The following is a 20,600-nucleotide window of genomic DNA, read 5'->3' on the forward strand; positions in this document are numbered from 1 at the left end:
AGCGTCCGGGGCGGACGGTGTCGAGCCCTGCCTCCCCGGGACGCTCCTATGACGCGTCAAGTGGCTGGGGAGGGTTTTCGAGGCGTCGGTAGAGGTCTCGGGCGACGTAGCGTTTGAGGCAGCGTTTGATCTCGCGATCGGTTCTGCCTTGGGCGCGGCGGCGCTCGGCGTAGGTGCGGGTGGTCTCGTCGCGTTGTAGGCGGGTCAGGACGATGGTGTGTAGGGCGCGGTTGAGTTGGCGGTCGCCTGAGCGGTTGAGCCGGTAGCGGATGGTCTTGCCGGATGAAGCGGGGATGGGTGCGGCGCCGGCGAGCATGGCGAACGCGGCGTCGTTGCGGCAGCGTCCAGGGTGCGACCAGGCGGTGAGTACGGTGGCCGCGACGATCGGTCCGACGCCGGTCAGCTGCAGCAGGTCCGGGCGCCAGGAACGCACGATCGTCCGGATCGCCTTCTCGTGCTCAAGGGCTTCGGCTTCGAGGAAGCGGACGCGGCGGGCGAGGTCCCGCAACACGCTCAGGCAGGTGAACACGTCGACATCCGCGCTGGTGGTGGGGCGTAGTCGGGTGGCGGTCGTGAGCATGAGGCGGGTGCTCTGGCCACGGAAGCGGGCTCGCACCACCTCGGGGGCGGTGATCACCAACGCGTGCAGCTGCCGCTGGGCGTCCGAACTGGCTTCCACAGCTGCCCGGCGGGCGGTGAGTCGTGCCTGCAACGCCGCCCGCTCGGATCCCGTCTTGGGCTGCGCCAAGCGGGTGCGGGCCAGTGCGTCGCGGGCAGCCCGTTCGGCGTCGATCGGGTCGGACTTCGCCCCCGCGCGGCGCGCCGGTCGCACCGGCCGGTCCAGCTCTACGACCAGCTCACCGGCGTCGGCCAGGTGCCGGGCCAGGCCGGCGCCGTAGCCGCCGGAGCCCTCGAGGGCCCAGGCCCGCAGCCCTGAGTGCTGTCCGGCCAGAGCCACCAACTCGGCATAGCCGTCCGGGTCGGTGTTCACCGTGGCCCTGGCCAGGACACCACCGGTGCGGGTGTCGAGCACCGCGGCGGTGTGCGTATCTCGGTGCGTGTCGACGCCGATGACGACCTCGACCAGATCTGCCAGCATGGACATGCGTTCTCTCCTCACCGTGGGGACGCAATGGTCCGGTCCGGTGCGGAGATGGCAGGACTGTGATGAGACACGCCGCCGCTAACTGGCGGTCAAGCTCCTGATCAGGCCAAACGTCTCCCGCCGGGCCGGCGCAGGCAGCAGCAGACGGACAAGTCCGGTCAAGGGCACGAAGCCAGTCAGGCCAAGAGTCACGCCCACCGCTGCCAGCTATCAGCTCACCACTGCTGAACCGACCCCGCCATGCTCACAGTCAGTCCAGGCCGAGGTCGCGGCGGAGCTTGGCGACGTGACCGGTGGCCTTGACGTTGTAGAGCGCCCGCTCGATCTTGCCGTCGGCGTCGATCACGAACGTGGAGCGGATCACGCCGGTGACGGTCTTGCCGTACGACTGCTTCTCGCCGTACGCGCCGTAGGCGGTCAGCACCGACCGGTCCTGGTCCGACACGAGCGGGAAGGTGATCGCGTCGCGCTCGCGGAACTTCGCCAGCTTTTCCGGCTTGTCCGGGGAGATGCCGACGACCTCGTAGCCGGCGGCCTGGAGTGAGGCGAGTGAGTCACGGAAGTCGCAGGCCTGCTTGGTGCAGCCGGGGGTCATCGCGGCCGGGTAGGCGTACAGGACGACCTTGCGGCCTCGCAGGTCGGCGAGGGAGAGCTGGTCGCCGGTGTCGGTGGCGAGGGTGAACTCGGGTGCGGGGTCGCCGGGGGAGAGGCGGTCGGGCGCGGTCATGGCCCGACCATACCGCCGGGGTGGGACGTGCTGTCGCCGCCGGTGGGCCTGAGCTGCGCGTCCGTCACCTGCCGTAAAGGTGATCATCACCTCGCGTTGTTGCCAGACTATGGCAACAACGAGGCCTGGGAAATAGGCTGACCCACGCCGGCCCGCTCGGGCTTGCTGACGCGTGGGGAGGTCGCGTGGAGACACTGGCGATGCACATCTCGAACGGGATCATCGACGGTCCCGTCGCAGCGATCTTCGCTGCGCTCGCACTGGCCGGGCTGACCGCCTGCGTCCTGCGCGGCCGGCGTGACCTGGACGACCGGCTGGCCCCGATGGCCGGCCTCGTGGCGGCGTTCATCTTCGCCGTCCAGATGCTCAACTTCCCGATCTTCACGGCCGGCGTGAGTGGCCACCTGCTCGGGGGCGCGCTCGCCGCCATGCTCGTCGGCCCGTGGGTCGGCGCGCTCTGCGTGTCGGTGGTGCTGGTCGTGCAGGCACTGGTCTTCGGCGACGGCGGCGTGGCGATGCTCGGCCTGAACATCACCAACATGGCGCTGCTCGGCACCGCTGCGGCGTACCTGCTGATCGCCCTGCTCCTGCGGGTGCTGCCCCGGACGCGCGCCGGTCTGGCGGTGACCGCGTTCGTCGCCGCGATGCTCAGCGTGGTGGTCGCCTCCCAGGGCTTCGTCGTGCAGTACTGGTTGGGCGGCACCACCGACCTGGGCGGCAACCTGGCCGGCCTGGCCGGCACGATGGCCGGAACCCACCTGCTCATCGGCATCGGCGAGGGCCTGATCACCGCGACCACGGTGCTCACCGTCGCGAAGGTGCGACCCGACCTGGTGTACGCGCTGCGCTCCCTGCGTACCCCCGCCACCCCCGCCGTCCCGGTCTCCGGAGGTGTCCGATGAAGAACCGTTCCTGGGCCTTCCTGGCCGGCGGCCTGCTGGTCGCCCTGCTGCTCGCCGGTGTGGTCAGCAACTACGCCTCGTCCCACCCGGACGGGTTGGACTCCTCGCTGCTCAAGGGCTGCACCGTCGACGCCGACGACACCATCGTCGGCGGCAGCTGCCCGGCCCAGCAGGCGAAGGACCACGAGCTGGGGGACAGCCCGCTCGCCGACTACGGCGTGCGCGGTATCGAGAACAGCTTCGTCTCCACCGGCCTGTCCGGGGTGCTCGGTGTGCTGGTCACCTTCGCGGTCGGCGCCGGCGGCTTCTGGCTGCTGCGTCGCCGGGGCGGCACGCCGACCGCCGGTGACGAGACGACGGTCGACGGCGGCACGCCGACCGACCCGGACGGGACGACGGCCGCCGGCGGCGAGCCCACGACGTCCGACGACGACACCCGACGCCGCGCCGACGCGGCCAGCTGAACGAAGGAGTACGCGGAGATGGGTGCCGGTCACGGGCATGTGCTGTACCGCGAGTCCGGCTCGCCGGTGCACCGGCTCCCGCCCGAGGTCAAGATCGCGGCGATGGTGGTCTTCACCATCGCCGTGGTGGCCACCCCACGCGAGGCGTTCTGGGCCTTCGGCGCGTACGCGGTGCTGGTGGCGGTCGTGGCGGCGCTGGCCCGGGTCGGGCCGCGGTGGTTGCTCAGCCGCGCGCTGATCGAGGTGCCGTTCGTGCTGTTCGCCATCGCGCTGCCGTTCCTCGGCAGCGGTGACCGGGTCGAGGTGCTGGGTCTGCGGCTGTCCGAGGACGGGCTGCACGGGGCGTGGAACATCCTGGCCAAGGGCACCCTGGGCGTGCTCGCCTCACTGCTGCTCGCGGCGACCACCACCACCCGGGACCTGATCGTGGGACTCGACCGGCTGCACTGCCCGCAGGTGCTCACCCAGATCGCCACGTTCATGCTGCGCTACCTGGACGTGCTGGTCGGCGAGGCGCGGCGGATGCGGGTGGCCCGGATGTCCCGGGGTGACGACCCGCGTTTCATCTGGCAGTTGCGCGGCTTCGCCGCCGGGATCGGGGCGTTGTTCCTGCGCGCGTTCGAGCGCGGCGAGCGGGTCTATCTGGCGATGCTGTCCCGGGGTTACAACGGGCGGATGCCTGTCGTGTGGCAGGGCGAGGGCGCGGCGAGCGTCGGCCAGTGGTTGGTGGCGGCGACCGTGCCGGTGCTTGCGGCCTCCATCGCCGCCACCGCCGTCGTGCTGTCATGATCGGTGTCGTGCAGACCGCTGTCTCGCTGGACGTTCGTGGCGTCCGGTACGCGTACCCGGACGGGCACGTCGCCCTGCACGGGGTGGACCTGACCGTGCCGCGCGGGGACCGGGTGGCGCTGCTCGGGCCCAACGGCGCCGGTAAGACCACCCTGGTGCTGCACCTCAACGGCATCCTCGCCCCGGCCGAGGGCAGTGTGAGCGTCGGCGGGCTGACCGTCACGCCGGATCGGGCCACCCTGGCCGAGGTGCGTCGCCGGGTGGGCATCGTCTTCCAGGACCCGGACGACCAGTTGTTCCTGCCCACCGTGGCGGAGGACGTGGCGTTCGGCCCGGCCAACCTGGGCCTGCGCGGGGCGGAGTTGACCGCCCGGGTGGACGAGGCGCTCGCCGCGGTGGGGATGGGCGAGCACCGGGACCGGTCGCCGCAGCACCTCTCGTTCGGGCAGCGCCGCCGGGTGGCGGTGGCCACCGTGCTCGCCATGCACCCGGAGATCCTGGTGCTCGACGAGCCGTCCTCGAACCTGGACCCGGCGGCCCGCCGTGAACTGGCCGAGATCCTGCGCGACCTGCCGGTGACCCTGTTGATGGTCACGCACGACCTGCCGTACGCGGCGGAGCTGTGCGAACGGTCGGTGATCCTCGACGGCGGACGGATCGTCGCCGACGCACCCACCCTGGACCTGCTGACCGACCCGGCCCTGCTGGCCCGCCACCGCCTCGAACTTCCCTACGGCTTCACCCCGCGGCCGTAGCTTCGCGGGCCTCCCGCTCGGCGTCCTCGCCGCGCGGCGTACGGGCGGCGGCCCGCGAGGCGGCGTGCAGGCGCAGGACACCGGCGGCTGTCGCTCCGGCGCCGGTGATCAGCACCGTCGCCACCATGACGCGGGCGATCTCGGGCGACCACGGCACCGGCGCGATGGACCGGGCGAACACGGCGGCGTTCGCCGCGCCGGCGAAGAGCGCCAGGCAGGCCCCGGCCAGCGCCACCGGGAAGTCGGCGGCCGTGCGGCGGGCCGACGCGTACCACCCGGCGGCGATCGCGCCGAGCCCGGTGAGCAGCGACCAGATCTGCCCGGACAGCAGCCCGAGCACCACCCCGCCGACACCCTGGGCGCCGGCGTCCAGTTCCCGTCCCACCGGGTACACCACGGCGACCGTGCCGCCGACGACCAGCAGCGCACCCAGCGCGGACAGCGCTCGACCGCCGGCCTTCGAGGCGGCGGCGACCAGCCCCAGCGCCCCCACCGCGAGGAGGCCCACGATGGTCACCGTCCACCAGGTGTACGCGTCCGGCGGCGGCACCCAGTCGAGTGTGCCGCCGATGACCACCGGGTCCGCGCCGTCGCGCAGCGGGACAGTCCAGTCCCGCACCCGGTGTTCGCGGTCGGGCGCGGCGCGTACCGCCGCCGGGGGGCCCGACTCCTGCCACAGCGCCCGTTGGTCGTGCCAGCGCACCGTGGGCCCGTCGGCGACCCGCCGCCAGGACGGCGGTGCGGCCGGGTCGGCCTCCGCCGGCAGCGCGGTGTCCCCGGCCAGGGTGCGGTTCAGGTAGGTGGCGGGGGAGCGGCTGTTCTCGAACACCCCGTCCGGGCCGACCCGCAGGTACGGCTCGCCGGAGTAGCCGATCACCTCGACGGCGCGGCCGGTGCTGTTGGTCAGCTCCAGTCGGGCGCCCGCCTCGACGACGCGTACCTCCAGCCCGGGCCGCGCCGGCGTGACCCCGGTGGTCGTGGTCCGGTAGTCGGTGCCGTCCGGGGCGTCCGCGCCGTGTGCGGCGGCCGGCGCCGCCGTGAGCACCGTGGCCGCGCCGGCCGCGGCGACGACCACCGCGGCGCGGGTCAGCAGGGTACGGATCACTTGCCGGCCGCCGCCACGGCAGCGCTGAGGCCCTGTGGGCTGCGGTCTTCGAGCGGCTGGCCGTTGACCAGGATGGTCGGCGTGCCGGTGACGTTGCTGCGGCTGGCCTCGTCGGTGACGTGCTCGGTCCACGTCCGGTACGTGCCGTCCTTGACGCAGGTGGCGAACGAGCCCCGGTCGAGGCCCACCCCGACGCCGATGTCGATCAGCTCGTCGTTGTCGAGACCGGCGCTGCCCTCCGGCGGTTGCTTGGCGAAGAGCGCCGACGCGTACTCCCGGAACTTGCCGCCGGCCGCCGCGCAGCCGGAGGCGGCCGAGGAGCGGCTGGAGTATTCGGTGGTGGAGAACCGGTTGAGGTACGCCACCGGGTGGTAGACCACCTTGGCCTTGTTCTCGGTCGCCAGCTGGGTGAGCGTCGCGCCGCTGGTCTGCTCGAACTGGTTGCAGGCCGGGCAGAGGAAGTCCTCGTAGACGTCGACGGTGACCGGGCCGCCGCCGTTGACGATGCCGGTGCCGTCGGCGTTCGCGCCGGGCGGGGTGGTGAAGGTGTCCGAGCGCTGGCTGGACCAGATGGCCCATCCGGCGACTCCGGCGATGACCAGGACGACGGCGGCGGCGGCGGAGACCCATATCGTGCGCCGACGACGCCGCTCGCGGGCGAGCTGCTCGCGGACCACCCGGGCGGCGTCCCGCTGCCCCTTGCGACTACTCATCCTCGTCCTCCACAACGGGCTCGCCGGCCAACCACCCGTCCACCGACACCGGCGTACGCGGCCAGATCAGCAGAAATCCGGCCAATGCCAAGAATCCCAGGTCCCGGAGGATCTCCGGGAGATAACTGGGGGCCTGTCCCTCGGCCAACTGCCCGCCGCTGCCGAAGCAGCCGCAGTCGATGGCCAGCCCGCGCGCCCAGGCCGAGGCGATCCCCGCGATGAAGACCACCAGCAGCGCGGCGGACACCCCGGCGACGAGCCGGGTGGCCAGCCCCACCAGCAGCAGCACACCCAGCGCCAGTTCGACGAAGGGCAGGGCCGCGCCGATCACCGTCGCCACGTCGTACGGCATCACCTGGTACGCGTTGACCGCCCGCCCGGACGCGGCCAGGTCACCGACCTTCGACGCGCCGGCGACGAGCCAGACGGCGGCGAGGCCGAGCCGGGCCGCCGTGGCGAGCCAGGGCCGGAGCGCAGGCCAACGGCCGGGAGGTGCAGTCACGCTCATTTGTCGTTCCGTCTCCGCCGGAAGTTCCGGGATCAGCCGGCCAGGGCGTCGCCGACCGCCTCGACCAGCTCGTCGCGGGCCCGGGCCACCCGGGACCGGATGGTGCCCACCGGCACCCCCTCGACGGCTGCCGCCTCGGCGTACGACAGGCCGAGCAGTTGGGTGAGCACGAACGCGGATCGTCGCTCGGCGCTGAGTCGGCGGACCAGGTCGGTGGCGCCGAGCTGCCCGGACGGGTCAGGGTGCGGACGGTCGGTGTACGCGTTCGCCGTCAGGCGCTCGTCGAGCCGGCGGCGACGGATCACCGTGCGCAGGTGGTCGGCGCAGGCTCGACGGGCGATGCCGAGCAGCCAGGTGCGGGCGCTGGATCGGCCCTCGAACGCGGGCAGCGCCCGGAACGCGCGCAGGTACGTCTCCTGGGTCAGGTCGTCGGCGCTGTCCGGGTCGATCAGGGCGGCGGCGAAACGCCAGACCTCGGCCTGGGTCAGCCGGACGAACGCGGCCTGGGCGGTCGGATCGCCGTGGCGTGCGGTCAGCGCCCACTCGGTGGCCTGGTCCCGGGCGACACCGACCGGCTCCGTGGACCGGTCCCGGGCGACGTCGTCGGCCGGCTCGGCCGGACCGGCGGAACCGGTGTCACGCGGGACGGGGATCACGACAAACCACGATACGCGCCGCTCGGCTGAGCGTCAGGGTCCTTCGGCCCGTGGATGGTCTGCGCCACGTCGGGAACTTTTCCCCTCCGCGGGCCGACTACCTCCTCATGACACGCGATCCCTCACGCGCGGCGCTGGCGGCTGAGCAGAGTTGAGCCCTCTGCCCGACTCGGGTCGCCGAGATCCACACCTGTCGGCGACCATGGCTGGCATGACTGTCGCCCCCCGCCGCTGGCTCGCCCGGCTGGCTGTCGCCGCCGGCCTGCTGGTCACCGTCGGCGCTCTGCTGATCGCGCCGGCCACCTCCGCGAGCGCCCACGCGGTGCTGCAGAGCAGCAGCCCGGCTGCCTCCTCGGTAGTGCCGAGCGGGCCGTCCGAGGTCGTCCTCACGTTCAGCGAGTCGGTCCGGAAGGTGCCCGGCAAGATCAGGATCATTGCTCCGGACGGCTCCCGCGCCGACCGGGGTGAGCCGGCCTTCGACAACACCGTCGTGACGATCCCGGTGTCCCCGGATGCCGGCCGTGGCACCTATCTGGTCAGCTTCCGGGTGATCTCCGCCGACAGCCACCCGGTGTCCGGCGCGTTCACCTACTCGGTGGGTGCGCCGTCGACGCCGCCGGCCGACTCCGGCGGGGACGACAGCCGCGCCGACCCGGTGGTGAGCACCGCCGTGAAGGTGGCCCGGTTCCTCGGCTACGCGGGCCTGGTGCTGCTGGTCGGGCCGGTGCTGGTGCTCGCCGCGCTGTGGCCGCAGCGGCTCTCCCGGCGCGGACCGACCCGGCTGGCCTGGGCCGGCCTCGGCCTGGTGACCGTCGCCACCCTCGCCGACCTGTGGTTGCAGGTGCCGTACACGGGCGGCGGCGGTCTCTTCGAGGTGTCCGGCGAGGGGTTCGGCACCGTCTTCGGCAGCCCGTTCGGTGCCGCCCACCTGGTCCGGCTCGGTCTGCTGGCGGCCTCCGTCTTCCTGCTCCGGCCGATGCTGGCCCGGCCGGCCGGCCGCACCGACGCGATCATCCTGGCCGTGCTCGGCGTCGCCGCCCTGCTGACCTGGCCGCTGGCCGGGCACCCGGCGGCCTCCCCGGCACCGGCCGTCTCCGTCGTGGTCGACGCGGTCCACCTCGGCAGCATGGCGGTCTGGCTGGGCGGCCTGCTCATGCTCGCCGTGTTCCTGCTGCGTCAGGCCGACGAGCGGGAGTTGAGCGCGATCCTGCCGATCTGGTCCCGCTGGGCGGCGCTCGCCGTCTCGGCCCTGCTGCTCGGCGGCACCGTCCAGGCGCTGATCGAGGTGGCCACCCCGCAGGCGCTGGTCAGCACCACCTACGGCCAGCTGCTACTGGCCAAGATCGCGCTGTTCGCGGTGGTGATCGGCGTGGCCGCGTACTCCCGGCAGTTGGTGCGCAGCCGGGTCGCGGCGCAGCGTCCCGTCCCGGTCCGTCGGGCGGTCTGGGTGGAGTTGGCAGTCACGGCGGTGGTGTTGGGCCTGTCCGCGACGCTGGTGCAGACGCCGCCCGCCCGAACCGCCTCCGCCGAGTCGTCCGACGTCTCGGCCGGCCTGTTCAGCACCTCACTGACCAGCACGCTCTACACCATGCAGGTCGAGCTGAGCCCGGCCGAGCGGGGCAACAACTCGATCCACCTGTACGCGTACAGCAAGGACAACCTGCCGCTGCCGGTCAAGGAGTGGCGGGCGACAGTGGCGCTGCCCTCGGCCGGGATCGAGCCGATCGACGTCCCGTTGCTGCCGTTGACGGACAACCACGCCTACGGCGACATCAGCCTGCCGGCCGCCGGCGAGTGGCAACTGAAGATCACCGCCCGTACGACCGACATCGACCAGGCCACGGTGACCGCCACCGTGCCCATCCGTTAGAGAGGTCCGCGAAACCCATGACCCGATTCCGGCGTACCGCAACCGCCGCTGCCGCCCTGGCGATCACCGCCGCCGCCACCGCTGTGCTCGGCTTCGCCGGACCGGCGTCCGCCCACGTCACCGTGAACCCGAAGGAGGCGACCCAGGGCGGCTACGCGCGGGTGGCGTTCCGGGTGCCCAACGAGAGCGACACCGCCTCGACCAACAAGCTGGAAGTGGTGCTGCCGGAGAACGCCCCGGTCGGCTCGGTGTCGACGATGCCGGTGCCCGGCTGGACGGTGGCCACCGAGAAGCGCAAGGTGGACCCGCCGATCGAGGTGCACGGCAGCCAGCTCACCGAGGCGGTCTCCAAGATCACCTGGACGGCCACCGGTGACGCGGCGGTGAAGCCGGGGCAGTTCCAGGAGTTCCCCGTCTCGATGGGGCCGCTGCCGAAGGTCGACACGATGGTCTTCAAGGTCCTGCAGACCTACTCGGACGGCAACATCTCGCGTTGGATCGACGACCCGGCGCCGGGTGGCGAGGAGCCGGAGAACCCCGCGCCGGTGCTCACCCTGGCCGCCGCCGCGCCGGAGGGTGCGGGGGCCACGCCGACCGCTGCCGCCGTCGCGGCTCCCGACGACGACGATGACGACGAGGGCGACGGCCTCGCTGTCGGCCTCGGCGTGGCGGGCCTCGTCGCCGGCCTGGCCGGCCTGGTGCTGGGCGGTCTGGCGTTCACGCGGACCCGCCGGGAGCCGGTCGCCAAGGCCTGACCCCGCCGTATCCGCTGGCCCGCCCGGACCGCCGGGCGGGCCGGCGTGTTCTCGGGGCCTTCGGTGCTGCGCCCCGACGGGCGGGTGGCCCTCCGCGCTGCCGACGCGGAGGGCCACCTTCACCGGGGGAGCGGTGCTACCCGAGCGACGCTTGAGGTAGATGAGGCCAGATTAGCGCTGCTCGTGGCTAGTGGACAGACTTGTCCATTTGGCGCGATTTTCCGCCACGTGTCCCGAACGGATCGGCAGGGCCGCCAGCAGCAGCAGGCTGAGCAGTACGTAGGTGTTCTGCGCGACAAAGTCCGCCGGGTCATGAGTACGGATCACGCCCGCGCCCCATTTCTGGAACGTCACCACCCCGTAGACGATCACGGCGGTGGTGACCAGCGCGAGTGTGGCCGACCACCAGCGCCGACGTGCCTCGTCCGGCCGGTCGGCGCTCAGTGCCGCGTCGACGAGCAGCACCACCGCCGGCACGAACCAGTAGATGTGGTGGGTCCAGGTGATCGGGCTCGCCAATGCCCCCACCAGACCGGTCAGTGTCAGACCTGTCAACGCGTCACCGGCCCGGGCGGCGCGGGTGGCCCGCCACAGGCCGTAGACCGCGACCGCGGCGACCACCAGCAGCCAGAGCAGCCGGTCCGGCTTCTCCGGCGCGGTGAACCTGCTGAGCAGCCCGAACAGCGACTGGTTGCCGACGATGTCGGTGCGTCCGACCCGCTCGGTGGTCCACAGCTCGTGCGTCCAGAACCGCCACGAGTCGCGCGGGGCGATGGCCGCCGCGAGCAGCGTCGCCGCCGCCGCGGTCGCGCTCGCCACCGCCGCGGCCCGCCACCGCCGGGTGGCCAGCAGGTACACGATGAAGATGCCGGGAAAGAGCTTGAGCGCCGTCGCCAGCCCCACACCCACCCCGGCCCAGCGTCGCGCCTGCGGCACGGCGAACAGCAGATCGGCCAGGATCAGCACGACCAGCAGCATGTTGATCTGACCGAAGGTGATCGTCTCGCGGATGCTCTCCACGGCCAGCACCAGCAACACGGCGGCGACCAGCGTAAACGTCCGCGGCAGGCCGTGCCGGGCGATCACCGGCAGCACCAGCCAGCGGGTGGTGAGCACCACGGCCAGCACTGTGAGCACGGTGAAGATCGCCACGGTGGCGCCCAGCCTCAGCAGGCCGAACGGCCACAGCAGCAGCGCGCTGAACGGCGGGTAGGTGAAGTACAACTCGCCCTGCACCCGGTCCGGTTGGACGTAGTCGTAGAGCGGGTGTCCGACGCGCCACCAGTCCATGGCGGACATGTAGATCTTGAGGTCGAAGAAGTTGTGCACGAGGCCGGGCAGGTAGAGCGCCGGCAGCACGGCGAGCAGGGCCACCACGGCCACCAGGCGACGAACCGTACGGCCGCCGGGATCGTCGTCCGTGACGGCGGGCGGTGCGACGGGTTCTGCTGGCACCCCGAAACCCTAGCGGGCCCGTCCGCCGAGAGCGCGCAGCCGCGAGGCGTGGGCTGCGCGTAGTCTGTGCCGGTGGCTGATCTCCTTGTCTGGATCGACTGTGAGATGACCGGGTTGGACCTTGGCAGGGACAAACTGATCGAGGTTGCGGCACTGGTCACCGATCCCGACCTCAACGTGCTGGGTGACGGTGTCGACGTGGTGATCCACGCCGACGAGGCGGCATTGGAGGCGATGCCGGAGATCGTCCAGACGATGCATGCCAAGTCCGGCCTGACCGACGAGGTCCGCCGGTCGGCGGTGACCCTCGCCGAGGCCGAGGACCGGGTGATGGAGTACGTCACCAGCTTCGTGAAGGATCCGCGCACCGCGCCGCTGTGCGGCAACTCGATCGCCACCGACCGGGGCTTCATCGCCCGGGACATGCCCCGCCTCGACGCGCACCTGCACTACCGCATGATCGACGTGTCGTCGATCAAGGAACTCTGCCGTCGTTGGTATCCGCGGGTGTACTTCGGCCAGCCGCAGAAAGGGCTCGCCCACCGGGCGCTGGCCGACATCCGGGAGAGCATCCGGGAGTTGGAGTACTACCGGCGGACGCTCTTCGTTCCGCTCCCCGGCCCGGACGTGGAGACCGCCAAGGCAATCGCCGCCGAGCTCTGACCCCCGCTCGCGTCGAGCGGGGAACCCGCTGGACGTGCCCGGCTGCGGTGCCGCTATTATTGGTCCGCACCCCGCCCGGGGCGATCAACCGGGCGACGGCGGCGTGGTGGCTGTAGCTCAGTTGGCAGAGCACCGGGTTGTGGTCCCGGTTGTCGTGGGTTCAATTCCCATCAGTCACCCCACGAGAAGGCCCCCTCTTCGGAGGGGGCCTGACTCGTTGTAGGGGCGCGGTAGGGGACATGCGACGAGAGCCCCCTCCAAAGAGGGAGCTCTCGTCGTCGGGCTCAGGCGGTCGGCGTCGCTGACGGGGTCGCGCCGTCCGGGGTCGTCGGGGTGGTGTCCGGGTCGGCCGGAGGCTCGTACGGCAGGGCGCTGCCCTTGACGTACTCGTCCCAGCTCATGTTCCAGTCGGTCCAGCCGTTGCCGTTCTGCAGCTTGCGTTCGGTGCCCTTGACCGTGATCGGGTCACCGATCTGGGTGTTCTTGAACAGCCAGTCGCCGTTGGCCATGGACACGTTGACGCAACCGTGGGAGACGTTCGTGGTGCCCTGCTGGCCCTCCGACCAGGGTGCCGCGTGGATGAACTCCCCACCCCACGTGAGGCGCTGCGCGAAGTCAATCTTGGTGCGGTAGCCCTCCTCCGGGCCCAGTTCCTCGAACGTGTCGAAGACCGTCTTGCGCAGCTTCTCGATCACGACCATCGTGCCGCTGGACGACGGGGTGCTCTTCTTGCCGAGGCTGACCGGAATGGTCTTGATCACAGCGCCGTTGCGGGTGACCGTCATCCGCTTGGTCTTGTTGTCCACCGTCATGACCACCGCCGGGCCGATCTTGATGTCCACGTTCAGGTCGGCACGCCCGTACCAACCGTCACCCATCGGCAGACCGCCGGCCTGCACCCGGTAGGAGACCTTGCTGTCGGTCTTCCAGAACTCCTTGGGGCGGTACCGGACCTCGGTGGGGCTGACCCAGTGCCAGATGCCCTCCTGCGCGGGCGTCGACGTCACCGTCATGCGGCGCTGCACGTCGTCCCGGTAGTCCTCCGGGATGCCCCGGCTGAACTTCACGATCAACGGCATGCCGACCCCGACGACCTGGTTGTCACCGAGGAAGCTGGTCACCCGTACCTGGTTGCCCGGCTTGGCCATCGTGGTGAAGGTGCTGGTCGCGGTCGCCGGACGACCGTCGTCGCCGGTGGCGGTCACGGTCGCCGTGTAGGCGGTGCCGTACTCCAGCGCCCCGGCCGGCAGCCACGACTTGCCGTCCGCGGCGAGGGTGCCCTCGACCGCCTTGCCGGCCGCGTCCTTGAGTTCGACGGTGGTCTCCTGGGCGTCCTTCGTGGTGAAGGTGATGCCGGTGGAGGCCGGCACGTCCTTGGCGTCGGCAGCCGGCTCGCTGATGGTCGCCGCCGCCTTCGGCGCCGGGGCCTCACCGCCGCCGTGCCACGAGGATGGCTTGCCGCCGTCGCCGTCGGTGCACGCGGACGTGAAGGCCAGCGCCACGGCGAGGAGCCCCGCCGCGAGGACGCGGCGCCGCTCACCGCCCCTGATCAGCCGATCCTGGCTAGCTCGCATGATTCCCTCACAGTCGTGGTCGCTGCCCCATCGTCTCCTAATGACGCGCCGGAGCCGGCCCCGGTTGCCGAGGGTGAACCGAAACACGCCGTCCATGGTGCCGGATTTTTGCTACTATCCGGCGTTTCGTGAGCGGGATTCGTCTCCGTACCGGGACTGAGGGGTCGCTGCGGCGCCGTCGCGGGCGCGGGACTGCAAGAGTACGCGCCGGCCCGGCCATCGGCCGGACCGGCGCATAGACGTACGGCAACTCAGATCGCCGGACCTGCCCCACCACTGGGTACGGGTAGCGCGCTGCCCTTGATGAACGCCGACCAGCTCAGGCTCCACGCCGTCCAGCCGTTGCCGGCGGCGATCTTGCGCTCGGTGCCCTTGATGGTGATCGGGTCACCGATCCGGGTCTTCTCGAACAGCCACTTGGCGTTGACCATCGACACGTTCACACAGCCGTGCGAGACGTTCTGCCGTCCCTGCACGTGCTCCGACCAGGGCGCGGCGTGGATGTACTCGCCACCCCAGGTGAGCCGTTGGGCGAACTGGATGTCCGTGACGTAGCGGTTGGCCGGGTCCGGGTCGTCCCGGGTGTCGAAGACCGTGGCCTCCTTCTTCTCCATCACGACCATGGTGCCGCTGGACGAGGGGGTGCTCTTCTTGCCCAGGCTCACCGGGATGGTGCGGACGACAGCGCCGTTCTCGTACACCGTCATCTTCTTGTTGGCGTTGTCGACCTTCATCTCGAACGACCGGCCGATCTTCGCGGTGGCCTTGCGGTCCATGTCCCCGTACTTGCCGTTGCTCAGCGGCATCCCCGCGATGGCGATCCGCACGCTGATGGTCGTGCCCGGCTTCCAGTACTCCGGGGCCCGGTAGTAGGCCTGCGTGCCGTTGTCGACCCAGTGCCACGCCCCCGGCTGCGGCGGGTCGGTGCGGACGAACATCCGCTTCTGCACCGCCGCCCGGTCCTTCTTCGGAATGCCCGGGTGGAACTCGGTGACCACCGGCATGGCCACTCCGTAGCTCTTGTCGTCGAAGAGGTACAGGCCGGAGCCGATCGTCGACTTGGGCTTCGCCATCGTGGTGAAGCTGCTGGTGCCCTGACTGCTCGTGCCGTCGGCCCCGCTCGCCGTCAGCGTGGCGGTGTAGCGGGTGCCCCACTTCAGTGGAGTGGACGGCACCCAGGCGGAACCGTCGGTGCGCAGCTTGCCCTCCACCGTGCCCCCACCGTCCGCGGTCAGGGTGACCGCGGACACCTTCCCGCCGTCCGGGAGTTTCGCGCTGATCTCCGTGCTCACCGGCCGGTTCTTCGTGCCGTCGGCCGGGCTCAGGGTGAGCGTCGGCCCGCTCGGTGTGCTCGGCGTGTTCGGGTCCGGACTCGCCGACGAGCCCGGCGCGGCGCCCGGGTCGGCCGCCGACGTCCCACCGACGAATGCCGGCTTCTTCTGCTCGTCACCACACCCGGTCAGTGCCAGCGACGCAGCCAGAGTCAGAGCGCCCACCACCGCTCCGGCTCGCGTGAACCGTGCCATGCCCACCTCTGTTCTCGCGTACCTGGCGGACATCGTGCCGCATCGACGCCGCAACCCACGCCCCCGGCTTCAGTCGGTGTGGCAGTTTGGTGCATTTTGTCGGCAAAGCTCGACCGAAGGGGGGAGCCGGGTAACCGAATTGGAGCCCGGCTTGGAGGGGTGCTAATGTTCTCTCCGTTGCCGACGAGCGCCGCTAGCTCAACTGGCAGAGCAGCGGACTCTTAATCCGCGGGTTCGGGGTTCGAGTCCCTGGCGGCGCACCAACGATCAAGGCTCTGACTGGTGGTTACCACCTGGTCAGAGCTTTTTTCTTGTCCGGACCGTGGTTCAGCCTGGTCGGCGCCCAGACTCGCTGGGACCGGTCCCCGACAGAGCGGGCGAAGATCGGCCGTCGCGCCCCTACAGTCCGCACCATGAGGTGGACGGTGCGACTCGCGGCCACAATTCCCGTACTGCTGACCGCCCTGGCGGCCGGCGCGGTGAGCGCCGTCGCGGCGCCCGGCGACGGCGGCCTCGGTCTGGCCCTGAGGCCCGGCCAGGCCGACTACCGGGCCGGCGACCAGGTCCGCCTCGACCTCACCGTCACGAACACCACAGGTGCGGCGTGCGCGCTGCCGACCAGCGCCGTCGGCACCGTCCAGGTGACCGGGGTACGCCTCGACGGGCGCGACCTCACGCCGACGCTGGCCCGCAGTTTCCACGACGACGGCATCGGTGCCGCCGCCACCGCAGGCCTCGCCACTGTGGAACCCGGTGCGACCACCACTGTGAGCCTGGCCGGCGTACGCCTGCACGGCGGTGACACCCCCGACGCGGTGACGCTCCGCTCGGTGGCAGCGACAGCGGACGGCGGTGGCCTGGACACGTTGTGGCCGGTCGGCGCGCCCGGCCGGTACGAGGTGACCGCCGGCTACCTGCCACTGGCGGTGACCGGCACGACCGGCCTCTGCGCGGGCGGGACCACGCTGCGGACGACCACCTTCACCATCGGTGACGGCGGCAGCGGGACCGGCCAGCGCTGGCTGTGGCTCGCCGGCGGAGCGGTGCTGCTGGCGGTGCTCGCCGTCGCGCTGGTGGTGGTCCTGAAGCGGCGACGCCGCCGGCCGACCGCCGCCGCGCTGGCGCTGCTGCTGGTGGCCGTCGGCGCACTCGTCGTCGACGGGCCCCGACCGGCCCGGGCCGACTACGCGGTGGACCCGAACGGTGGCGTGCCGGTCAGCGGCGTCGACTTCCAGGGCGCTGTCGAGACCTGCCTGAAGGGGTTCGCCGCGCCTGGCGGGGACCCGTCAGGCCTGCTCCCACGGCTGCGGGACAAGAAGTCTCCCCGGGTGCGGATCATCCCGACCACCGGCGGCTCGGGCGCGTTCGAGACCCCCGACAGCCCCGACGGGAAGGGCTCCTCGACGGTCACCTGGAACCCGACCTCCGTCGAGCCGTACGGCGACGGCGTGGCCCGCGACCCCTGCGCCGCGCTCTACCACGAGCTGAACCACGCCGACGACATCTCCCAGAACAAGGTCCCGCAGGGCGACTGTGGCAGCACCGAAATCCGTACCGCCGAGGTGAAGGCGACACTCGCCGAGAACCGGTACCGGGCGGCGAAGGGCCTGCCACCGCGCACCGAGTACGACGGGAAGACGCTGCCGAAGAACCTCGACGAGTGCAAGAAACCGGCGAAGAAGAAGCCCCCGCAGAAGGGCCCGGTGAAGCTCTGCGAGGAGGGCGCCAACTGCGGCGGCAGCAACGGCGACCCGCACCTGGTCACGTTCGACCGGGTCGCCTACGACTTCCAGGCCGTGGGCGAGTTCACGCTGGTCACCGCCACTGGCGGCGACCCGCTGGAGGTGCAGGTCCGGCAGGCGCCGATGGCCGGCACCCGGACCGCCTCGGTCAACTCGGCTGTCGCGTTCCGGGTCGGCACGCACCGGGTGGCGCTCACGCTCACCGACGGCGGCACCCGGGTACACGTCGACGGCGCGCCGGTGGCCACGCCGCCGGAACGCACCGACCTGCCCGGCGGCGGCACCCTCACCCGCCGCCCCTCCGACACCGGACCCGCCGACGGGTACGACGTGACGTGGCCGGACGGCTCCGCGGCGGCGGTGGATCAGATCGGCCACTACGGCTACCGGGTGCTCGTCAAGCTCGCCGACGCCCGGGCGGGGAAGGTCCGCGGCCTGCTCGGCGACTTCGACGGCGACCCGGCCGACGACATCGCACCCTCCAACGGGACCGCGCTCACCCAACCGGTGCCGTTCACGCAGCTCTACCCCGCGTACGCGGACAGTTGGCGGATCACCGGCGACCGCTCGCTGCTGCACTACGACGACGGGCAGGACACCGGCACGTTCACCGACCGTGCCTTCCCCGAACGGGAGGTCACCGTCGGCGACCTCGACCCGGCTCGCCGCGCCACCGCCGAGCAGATCTGCCGGTGGGCCGGCATCACCGCCCCCGCCCAGCTCGCCGAGTGCGTCTTCGACGTCGCGGTCAGCGGCCGCCCCGAGTTCGCGGTGGCCGGCGCCACCACCGAGCGGGTAGCCCCGCCCACCGCCACGTCGATCACGGCCGTACCCGTCGCGGCGGCCAGCCTGACCCCCGGGGGAGCGCCACTGACGTTCCCCGGCCGGGCCGGTGACGCCGTCTTCGTCGACGCCACCGCGCCCGGGATCGCCAACCGCTGCTCGCCGTACGCGCTCACCGACCCGACCGGCCAGTACATCGGGGGCGGCTGCGCGATCAACGGCGTCGGGTACATCGACCGCGTCGACCTCACCACCACCGGCACGTACGCCGTGCGGGTCGCCGCCGCCCCCGGCGACACCGGACGAGCAGCAGTCCGGGTGTACGTGGCCCGGGACGTCGACGGCACGCTGCAAGCGAACGGCCCCGACGTCACCGCGACACTGGATCACCCCGGCGCGCGGGCCCGGTACCGGTTCACCGGGCAGCAGGGTGAGCGCGTCTTCGTCGAGGTGCCCACGAGCACACTTCCCAACCAGTGCTCGCCGTTGGAACTGCGCGACGCCGAGGACCGGCTGCTGAGCAGCGGCTGCGTGATCAACGGCGTCGGCGAGATCGACGGCACGCTGCTGCCCGCCGACGGGACGTACACAGTGGTGGTCGACCCGACCGGACGTACCACCGGCGCGGCCACACTGCGGCTGCTCAGCAGCCGCGACCAGGCGGCGACGATCGCCGTCGGCGGTCCGCCGGTCGTCGCGACCGTCGACCGACCCGGCGCGGTCACCACCTACCGGTTCACCGCCAGCGCCGGTACGTCGGTGAGCCTGACCGCGACCGCCTCGGACCTACCCGACCAGTGCGGTGTGGTGGAGCTACGCGCCCCCGACGGCACCCCCATCACCAGCGGCTGCGTGATCAACGGGGCTGGCGACATCAGTCCGACGGTGCTGCCGACCTCCGGCACGTACACAGTGGTGGTGGACCCGTCCGGGGTCGCGACCGGGCAGGTCACGCTGACGCTGAAGTGAGGCGGACCCCGCCCGTTCGGGGCGGTGTGCCCGACGTGCTAGCGTCTCGTCCCGTTGCCGGCGAGCGCCGCTAGCTCAACTGGCAGAGCAGCGGACTCTTAATCCGCGGGTTCGGGGTTCGAGTCCCTGGCGGCGCACCAACGAGCAAGGCCCCGACCTGGTGGTTCACACCGGGCCGGGGCTTTTTCTGTGCGGCGGTGGAGCAAGCATCGACCGTATGGGGTATCCGCTTCTGCCGAAGAGCGGTCATCGACTGGAAGTCCAGCGCATGCCCCGGATACCTGAATGCTGAGCGGCCGCCGGTGCTGCCCCGGTGGATGTGAGGGCCCGGCGTGGCCAGCCGTCGGCCTGCGGGCCGGAGCCTGCGCAAGACCTACATTTGCGATAGGTACCTTGCTGTGCCAAGGTAGAGGCATGCAGTCCGATCCAAAGCTCGTTGCGTTGCGGCGCGGCCTGCTCGAACCACTCGTACTAGCTGCCGTCGAGTCCGAGCGGCGGTACGCGGCGGAGATCCTCGCCGCGCTACAGGAGGCAGGCTTCCCCGCCCAGGAGGGGACGCTGTATCCGCTGCTGAGCAAACTCCGGCGAGACGGGCTTGTGCACCACGAGTGGCGTGAGTCGCCGTCAGGGCCGCCCCGGAAGTACTTCTCCCTCACGGATGCCGGCAGCGGCCAGCTCGCCGCGTTCCGCGAGTACTGGACCGAGTTGACCCGCATGATCAACACGATTGGACGATGACCCATGGACGAGCGGGTATCCATCCGCCTCACCGGGCATGTCGCGGCCTTTCCAGCCACCCGCGAAGCACGCGACGCCCTGCGGCAGTACCTCGATGATGCGCGACGCGCGCTGCGATCCGACCCGGACGCTGACGAGATCGCCCGAGACCTCGAGTCCGCGATTGGCGACCGTTTGAGCACTCTCACGGGCTCGGGCGACGACTCGCTGACCGGTGCCCAGATGGCAGAGATCCTGGCTGAACTCGGGCCGGTGAGCCCAGCACGCCCCTCGCCGCCTTCCGCCGAGGGGAGGCCGCGTGGCCGGTTCTGGTGCCGGATCAACGAGGGCAAATGGTTCGGCGGCGTCTGCCTCGGCATCGCTGCATACGGCGGGTTCCGCGTCGACTGGGTACGAACCGTCGTGCTGCTGCTGACCATGCTCACCGGTGGACTACTCGCCGTGGTGTACCTGGTCCTGCTGCTCGTGCTCCCCGTCGTCCCGACGGTCACCGACTATGAGCGCCAACGGGACGCACTGCGATAGACCTGAACCGAAGCGCATGGCGAAGCGGGACTCCAAGCTCCGCTGTTGTCGATCAGCAAGCCACCTTGCCACACCCCACCAGGCCTGCCAGCGGAGCTCACCACTACCGAACATGCACTCTTCTGCCGCCGACCGCGCGGTTGTGTCGATGAGTGAGCGGAGATCGAATTTCTCCTGGCGGCCGTCGTAGTTGGGGCACCGCAACCAGTTGTTTGGTGCGGTCCGCCCGCGATTGGGTGGCGCCGTGAGCAAACTGTGGACCGAACCCGAGGACGA

Annotated in this window: 19 protein-coding genes and 3 tRNA genes; 13 read left to right on the forward strand and 9 right to left on the reverse strand. The window is 71.3% G+C overall.

Features of this window, described 5'->3' with window-relative positions; genetic code table 11:
- Window positions 1-46 precede the first annotated feature (46 nt).
- Together O7631_RS11020 and bcp are read right to left on the reverse strand one after the other, a co-directional pair.
- Window positions 47-1,105, reverse strand: a complete 1,059-nt coding sequence (locus O7631_RS11020) for an IS110 family transposase (protein WP_278144157.1) — start codon at window positions 1,103-1,105, stop codon at window positions 47-49.
- A 250-nt stretch (window positions 1,106-1,355) separates the two neighbouring features.
- Window positions 1,356-1,832 (reverse strand): thioredoxin-dependent thiol peroxidase, encoded by a 477-nt coding sequence (bcp, locus tag O7631_RS11025; RefSeq protein ID WP_269680868.1) that lies wholly within the window; start codon window positions 1,830-1,832, stop codon window positions 1,356-1,358.
- Window positions 1,833-2,017: 185 nt separating this feature from the next.
- On the opposite strand from bcp, the gene O7631_RS11030 reads away from it, so the two are divergent.
- Genes O7631_RS11030 through O7631_RS11045 form a run of 4 tightly spaced genes read left to right on the forward strand, consistent with a single transcriptional unit; the run spans window position 2,018 to window position 4,742 of the window.
- Window positions 2,018-2,734, forward strand: coding sequence for an energy-coupling factor ABC transporter permease (locus O7631_RS11030; protein WP_278144158.1), 717 nt, complete (start codon window positions 2,018-2,020; stop codon window positions 2,732-2,734).
- Entirely contained in the window at window positions 2,731-3,198 is a 468-nt protein-coding gene (locus O7631_RS11035; RefSeq protein WP_278144159.1) for a PDGLE domain-containing protein, read from the forward strand. Before O7631_RS11030 ends, O7631_RS11035 begins: the two co-directional genes overlap by 4 nt.
- A gap of 18 nt (window positions 3,199-3,216) precedes the next feature.
- Window positions 3,217-3,987, forward strand: coding sequence for a cobalt ECF transporter T component CbiQ (gene cbiQ, locus O7631_RS11040; RefSeq protein WP_269680865.1), 771 nt, complete (start codon window positions 3,217-3,219; stop codon window positions 3,985-3,987).
- Window positions 3,984-4,742: an ABC transporter ATP-binding protein gene (locus O7631_RS11045; RefSeq protein ID WP_088986081.1), complete on the forward strand. Its 759-nt coding sequence runs from the start codon at window positions 3,984-3,986 to the stop codon at window positions 4,740-4,742. Before cbiQ ends, O7631_RS11045 begins: the two co-directional genes overlap by 4 nt.
- Here the strand turns inward: O7631_RS11045 and O7631_RS11050 are convergent.
- Genes O7631_RS11050 through O7631_RS11065 form a run of 4 tightly spaced genes read right to left on the reverse strand, consistent with a single transcriptional unit; the run spans window position 4,726 to window position 7,604 of the window.
- Entirely contained in the window at window positions 4,726-5,847 is a 1,122-nt protein-coding gene (locus O7631_RS11050; protein ID WP_278144160.1) for a hypothetical protein, read from the reverse strand. The two genes, O7631_RS11045 and O7631_RS11050, sit on opposite strands and share 17 nt — an antisense overlap.
- The gene (locus O7631_RS11055) at window positions 5,844-6,560 is read right to left on the reverse strand and encodes a thioredoxin domain-containing protein (protein ID WP_278144161.1); all 717 of its coding nucleotides are present in this window, start codon (window positions 6,558-6,560) and stop codon (window positions 5,844-5,846) included. The genes O7631_RS11050 and O7631_RS11055 overlap by 4 nt, the downstream gene beginning before the upstream one ends.
- Complete coding sequence (locus tag O7631_RS11060) at window positions 6,553-7,068, reverse strand: MauE/DoxX family redox-associated membrane protein (RefSeq protein WP_278144162.1); 516 nt, start codon at window positions 7,066-7,068, stop codon at window positions 6,553-6,555. The genes O7631_RS11055 and O7631_RS11060 overlap by 8 nt, the downstream gene beginning before the upstream one ends.
- A 32-nt stretch (window positions 7,069-7,100) precedes the next feature.
- Complete coding sequence (locus tag O7631_RS11065) at window positions 7,101-7,604, reverse strand: sigma-70 family RNA polymerase sigma factor (RefSeq protein ID WP_278147908.1); 504 nt, start codon at window positions 7,602-7,604, stop codon at window positions 7,101-7,103.
- Window positions 7,605-7,926: 322 nt separating this feature from the next.
- Here O7631_RS11065 and O7631_RS11070 point away from each other — a divergent pair, with 322 nt between their 5' ends.
- Together O7631_RS11070 and O7631_RS11075 are read left to right on the forward strand one after the other, a co-directional pair.
- Window positions 7,927-9,594, forward strand: a complete 1,668-nt coding sequence (locus O7631_RS11070) for a copper resistance protein CopC (RefSeq protein ID WP_278144163.1) — start codon at window positions 7,927-7,929, stop codon at window positions 9,592-9,594.
- 17 nt (window positions 9,595-9,611) lie between these two features.
- Window positions 9,612-10,349: a YcnI family protein gene (locus tag O7631_RS11075; RefSeq protein WP_278144164.1), complete on the forward strand. Its 738-nt coding sequence runs from the start codon at window positions 9,612-9,614 to the stop codon at window positions 10,347-10,349.
- 171 nt (window positions 10,350-10,520) lie between these two features.
- On the opposite strand, the gene O7631_RS11080 is transcribed toward O7631_RS11075, so the two are convergent.
- Window positions 10,521-11,804, reverse strand: coding sequence for a glycosyltransferase 87 family protein (locus O7631_RS11080; RefSeq protein WP_278144165.1), 1,284 nt, complete (start codon window positions 11,802-11,804; stop codon window positions 10,521-10,523).
- A gap of 66 nt (window positions 11,805-11,870) precedes the next feature.
- Between O7631_RS11080 and orn the strand changes: the two genes are divergently transcribed.
- On the forward strand, window positions 11,871-12,467 hold the full coding sequence (gene orn / locus O7631_RS11085) for an oligoribonuclease (protein WP_278144166.1): 597 nt from the start codon (window positions 11,871-11,873) through the stop codon (window positions 12,465-12,467).
- Between the two features lie 106 nt (window positions 12,468-12,573).
- Window positions 12,574-12,649: transfer RNA gene (locus O7631_RS11090), tRNA-His, on the forward strand.
- Between the two features lie 102 nt (window positions 12,650-12,751).
- Here O7631_RS11090 and O7631_RS11095 read toward each other — a convergent pair.
- Entirely contained in the window at window positions 12,752-14,041 is a 1,290-nt protein-coding gene (locus O7631_RS11095; protein WP_278144167.1) for an Ig-like domain-containing protein, read from the reverse strand.
- A gap of 251 nt (window positions 14,042-14,292) precedes the next feature.
- Window positions 14,293-15,567 (reverse strand): Ig-like domain-containing protein, encoded by a 1,275-nt coding sequence (locus O7631_RS11100; protein WP_278144168.1) that lies wholly within the window; start codon window positions 15,565-15,567, stop codon window positions 14,293-14,295.
- A gap of 187 nt (window positions 15,568-15,754) precedes the next feature.
- On the opposite strand from O7631_RS11100, the gene O7631_RS11105 reads away from it, so the two are divergent.
- From O7631_RS11105 to O7631_RS11125, 5 genes are all read left to right on the forward strand, one after another.
- Window positions 15,755-15,830 (forward strand) — tRNA-Lys (locus tag O7631_RS11105).
- A gap of 150 nt (window positions 15,831-15,980) precedes the next feature.
- Window positions 15,981-19,061, forward strand: a complete 3,081-nt coding sequence (locus tag O7631_RS11110; RefSeq protein WP_278144169.1) for a VWD domain-containing protein — start codon at window positions 15,981-15,983, stop codon at window positions 19,059-19,061.
- Between the two features lie 64 nt (window positions 19,062-19,125).
- Window positions 19,126-19,201: transfer RNA gene (locus O7631_RS11115), tRNA-Lys, on the forward strand.
- A gap of 274 nt (window positions 19,202-19,475) precedes the next feature.
- Window positions 19,476-19,799, forward strand: a complete 324-nt coding sequence (locus tag O7631_RS11120; RefSeq protein ID WP_278144170.1) for a PadR family transcriptional regulator — start codon at window positions 19,476-19,478, stop codon at window positions 19,797-19,799.
- Between the two features lie 3 nt (window positions 19,800-19,802).
- Window positions 19,803-20,324 carry a PspC domain-containing protein gene (locus O7631_RS11125; RefSeq protein WP_278144171.1) on the forward strand — a complete coding sequence of 174 codons (522 nt, stop codon included), beginning with the start codon at window positions 19,803-19,805 and terminating at the stop codon, window positions 20,322-20,324.
- Window positions 20,325-20,600 lie beyond the last annotated feature (276 nt).

Origin of the sequence: Micromonospora sp. WMMD967, from assembly GCF_029626165.1 — a bacterium.
Classification (GTDB): Bacteria; Actinomycetota; Actinomycetes; order Mycobacteriales; family Micromonosporaceae; genus Micromonospora; species Micromonospora taraxaci.

Coding starts and splice junctions, on each gene's coding strand:
- O7631_RS11020 (WP_278144157.1), bottom strand. CDS start 1,105: ATGTCCATGCTGGCAGATCTGGTCGAGGTCGTCATCGGCGTCGACACG.
- bcp (WP_269680868.1), bottom strand. CDS start 1,832: ATGACCGCGCCCGACCGCCTCTCCCCCGGCGACCCCGCACCCGAGTTC.
- O7631_RS11035 (WP_278144159.1), top strand. CDS start 2,731: ATGAAGAACCGTTCCTGGGCCTTCCTGGCCGGCGGCCTGCTGGTCGCC.
- cbiQ (WP_269680865.1), top strand. CDS start 3,217: ATGGGTGCCGGTCACGGGCATGTGCTGTACCGCGAGTCCGGCTCGCCG.
- O7631_RS11045 (WP_088986081.1), top strand. CDS start 3,984: ATGATCGGTGTCGTGCAGACCGCTGTCTCGCTGGACGTTCGTGGCGTC.
- O7631_RS11055 (WP_278144161.1), bottom strand. CDS start 6,560: ATGAGTAGTCGCAAGGGGCAGCGGGACGCCGCCCGGGTGGTCCGCGAG.
- O7631_RS11060 (WP_278144162.1), bottom strand. CDS start 7,068: ATGAGCGTGACTGCACCTCCCGGCCGTTGGCCTGCGCTCCGGCCCTGG.
- O7631_RS11070 (WP_278144163.1), top strand. CDS start 7,927: ATGGCTGGCATGACTGTCGCCCCCCGCCGCTGGCTCGCCCGGCTGGCT.
- O7631_RS11075 (WP_278144164.1), top strand. CDS start 9,612: ATGACCCGATTCCGGCGTACCGCAACCGCCGCTGCCGCCCTGGCGATC.
- O7631_RS11095 (WP_278144167.1), bottom strand. CDS start 14,041: ATGCGAGCTAGCCAGGATCGGCTGATCAGGGGCGGTGAGCGGCGCCGC.
- O7631_RS11100 (WP_278144168.1), bottom strand. CDS start 15,567: ATGGCACGGTTCACGCGAGCCGGAGCGGTGGTGGGCGCTCTGACTCTG.
- O7631_RS11110 (WP_278144169.1), top strand. CDS start 15,981: ATGAGGTGGACGGTGCGACTCGCGGCCACAATTCCCGTACTGCTGACC.
- O7631_RS11120 (WP_278144170.1), top strand. CDS start 19,476: ATGCAGTCCGATCCAAAGCTCGTTGCGTTGCGGCGCGGCCTGCTCGAA.
- O7631_RS11125 (WP_278144171.1), top strand. CDS start 19,803: ATGGACGAGCGGGTATCCATCCGCCTCACCGGGCATGTCGCGGCCTTT.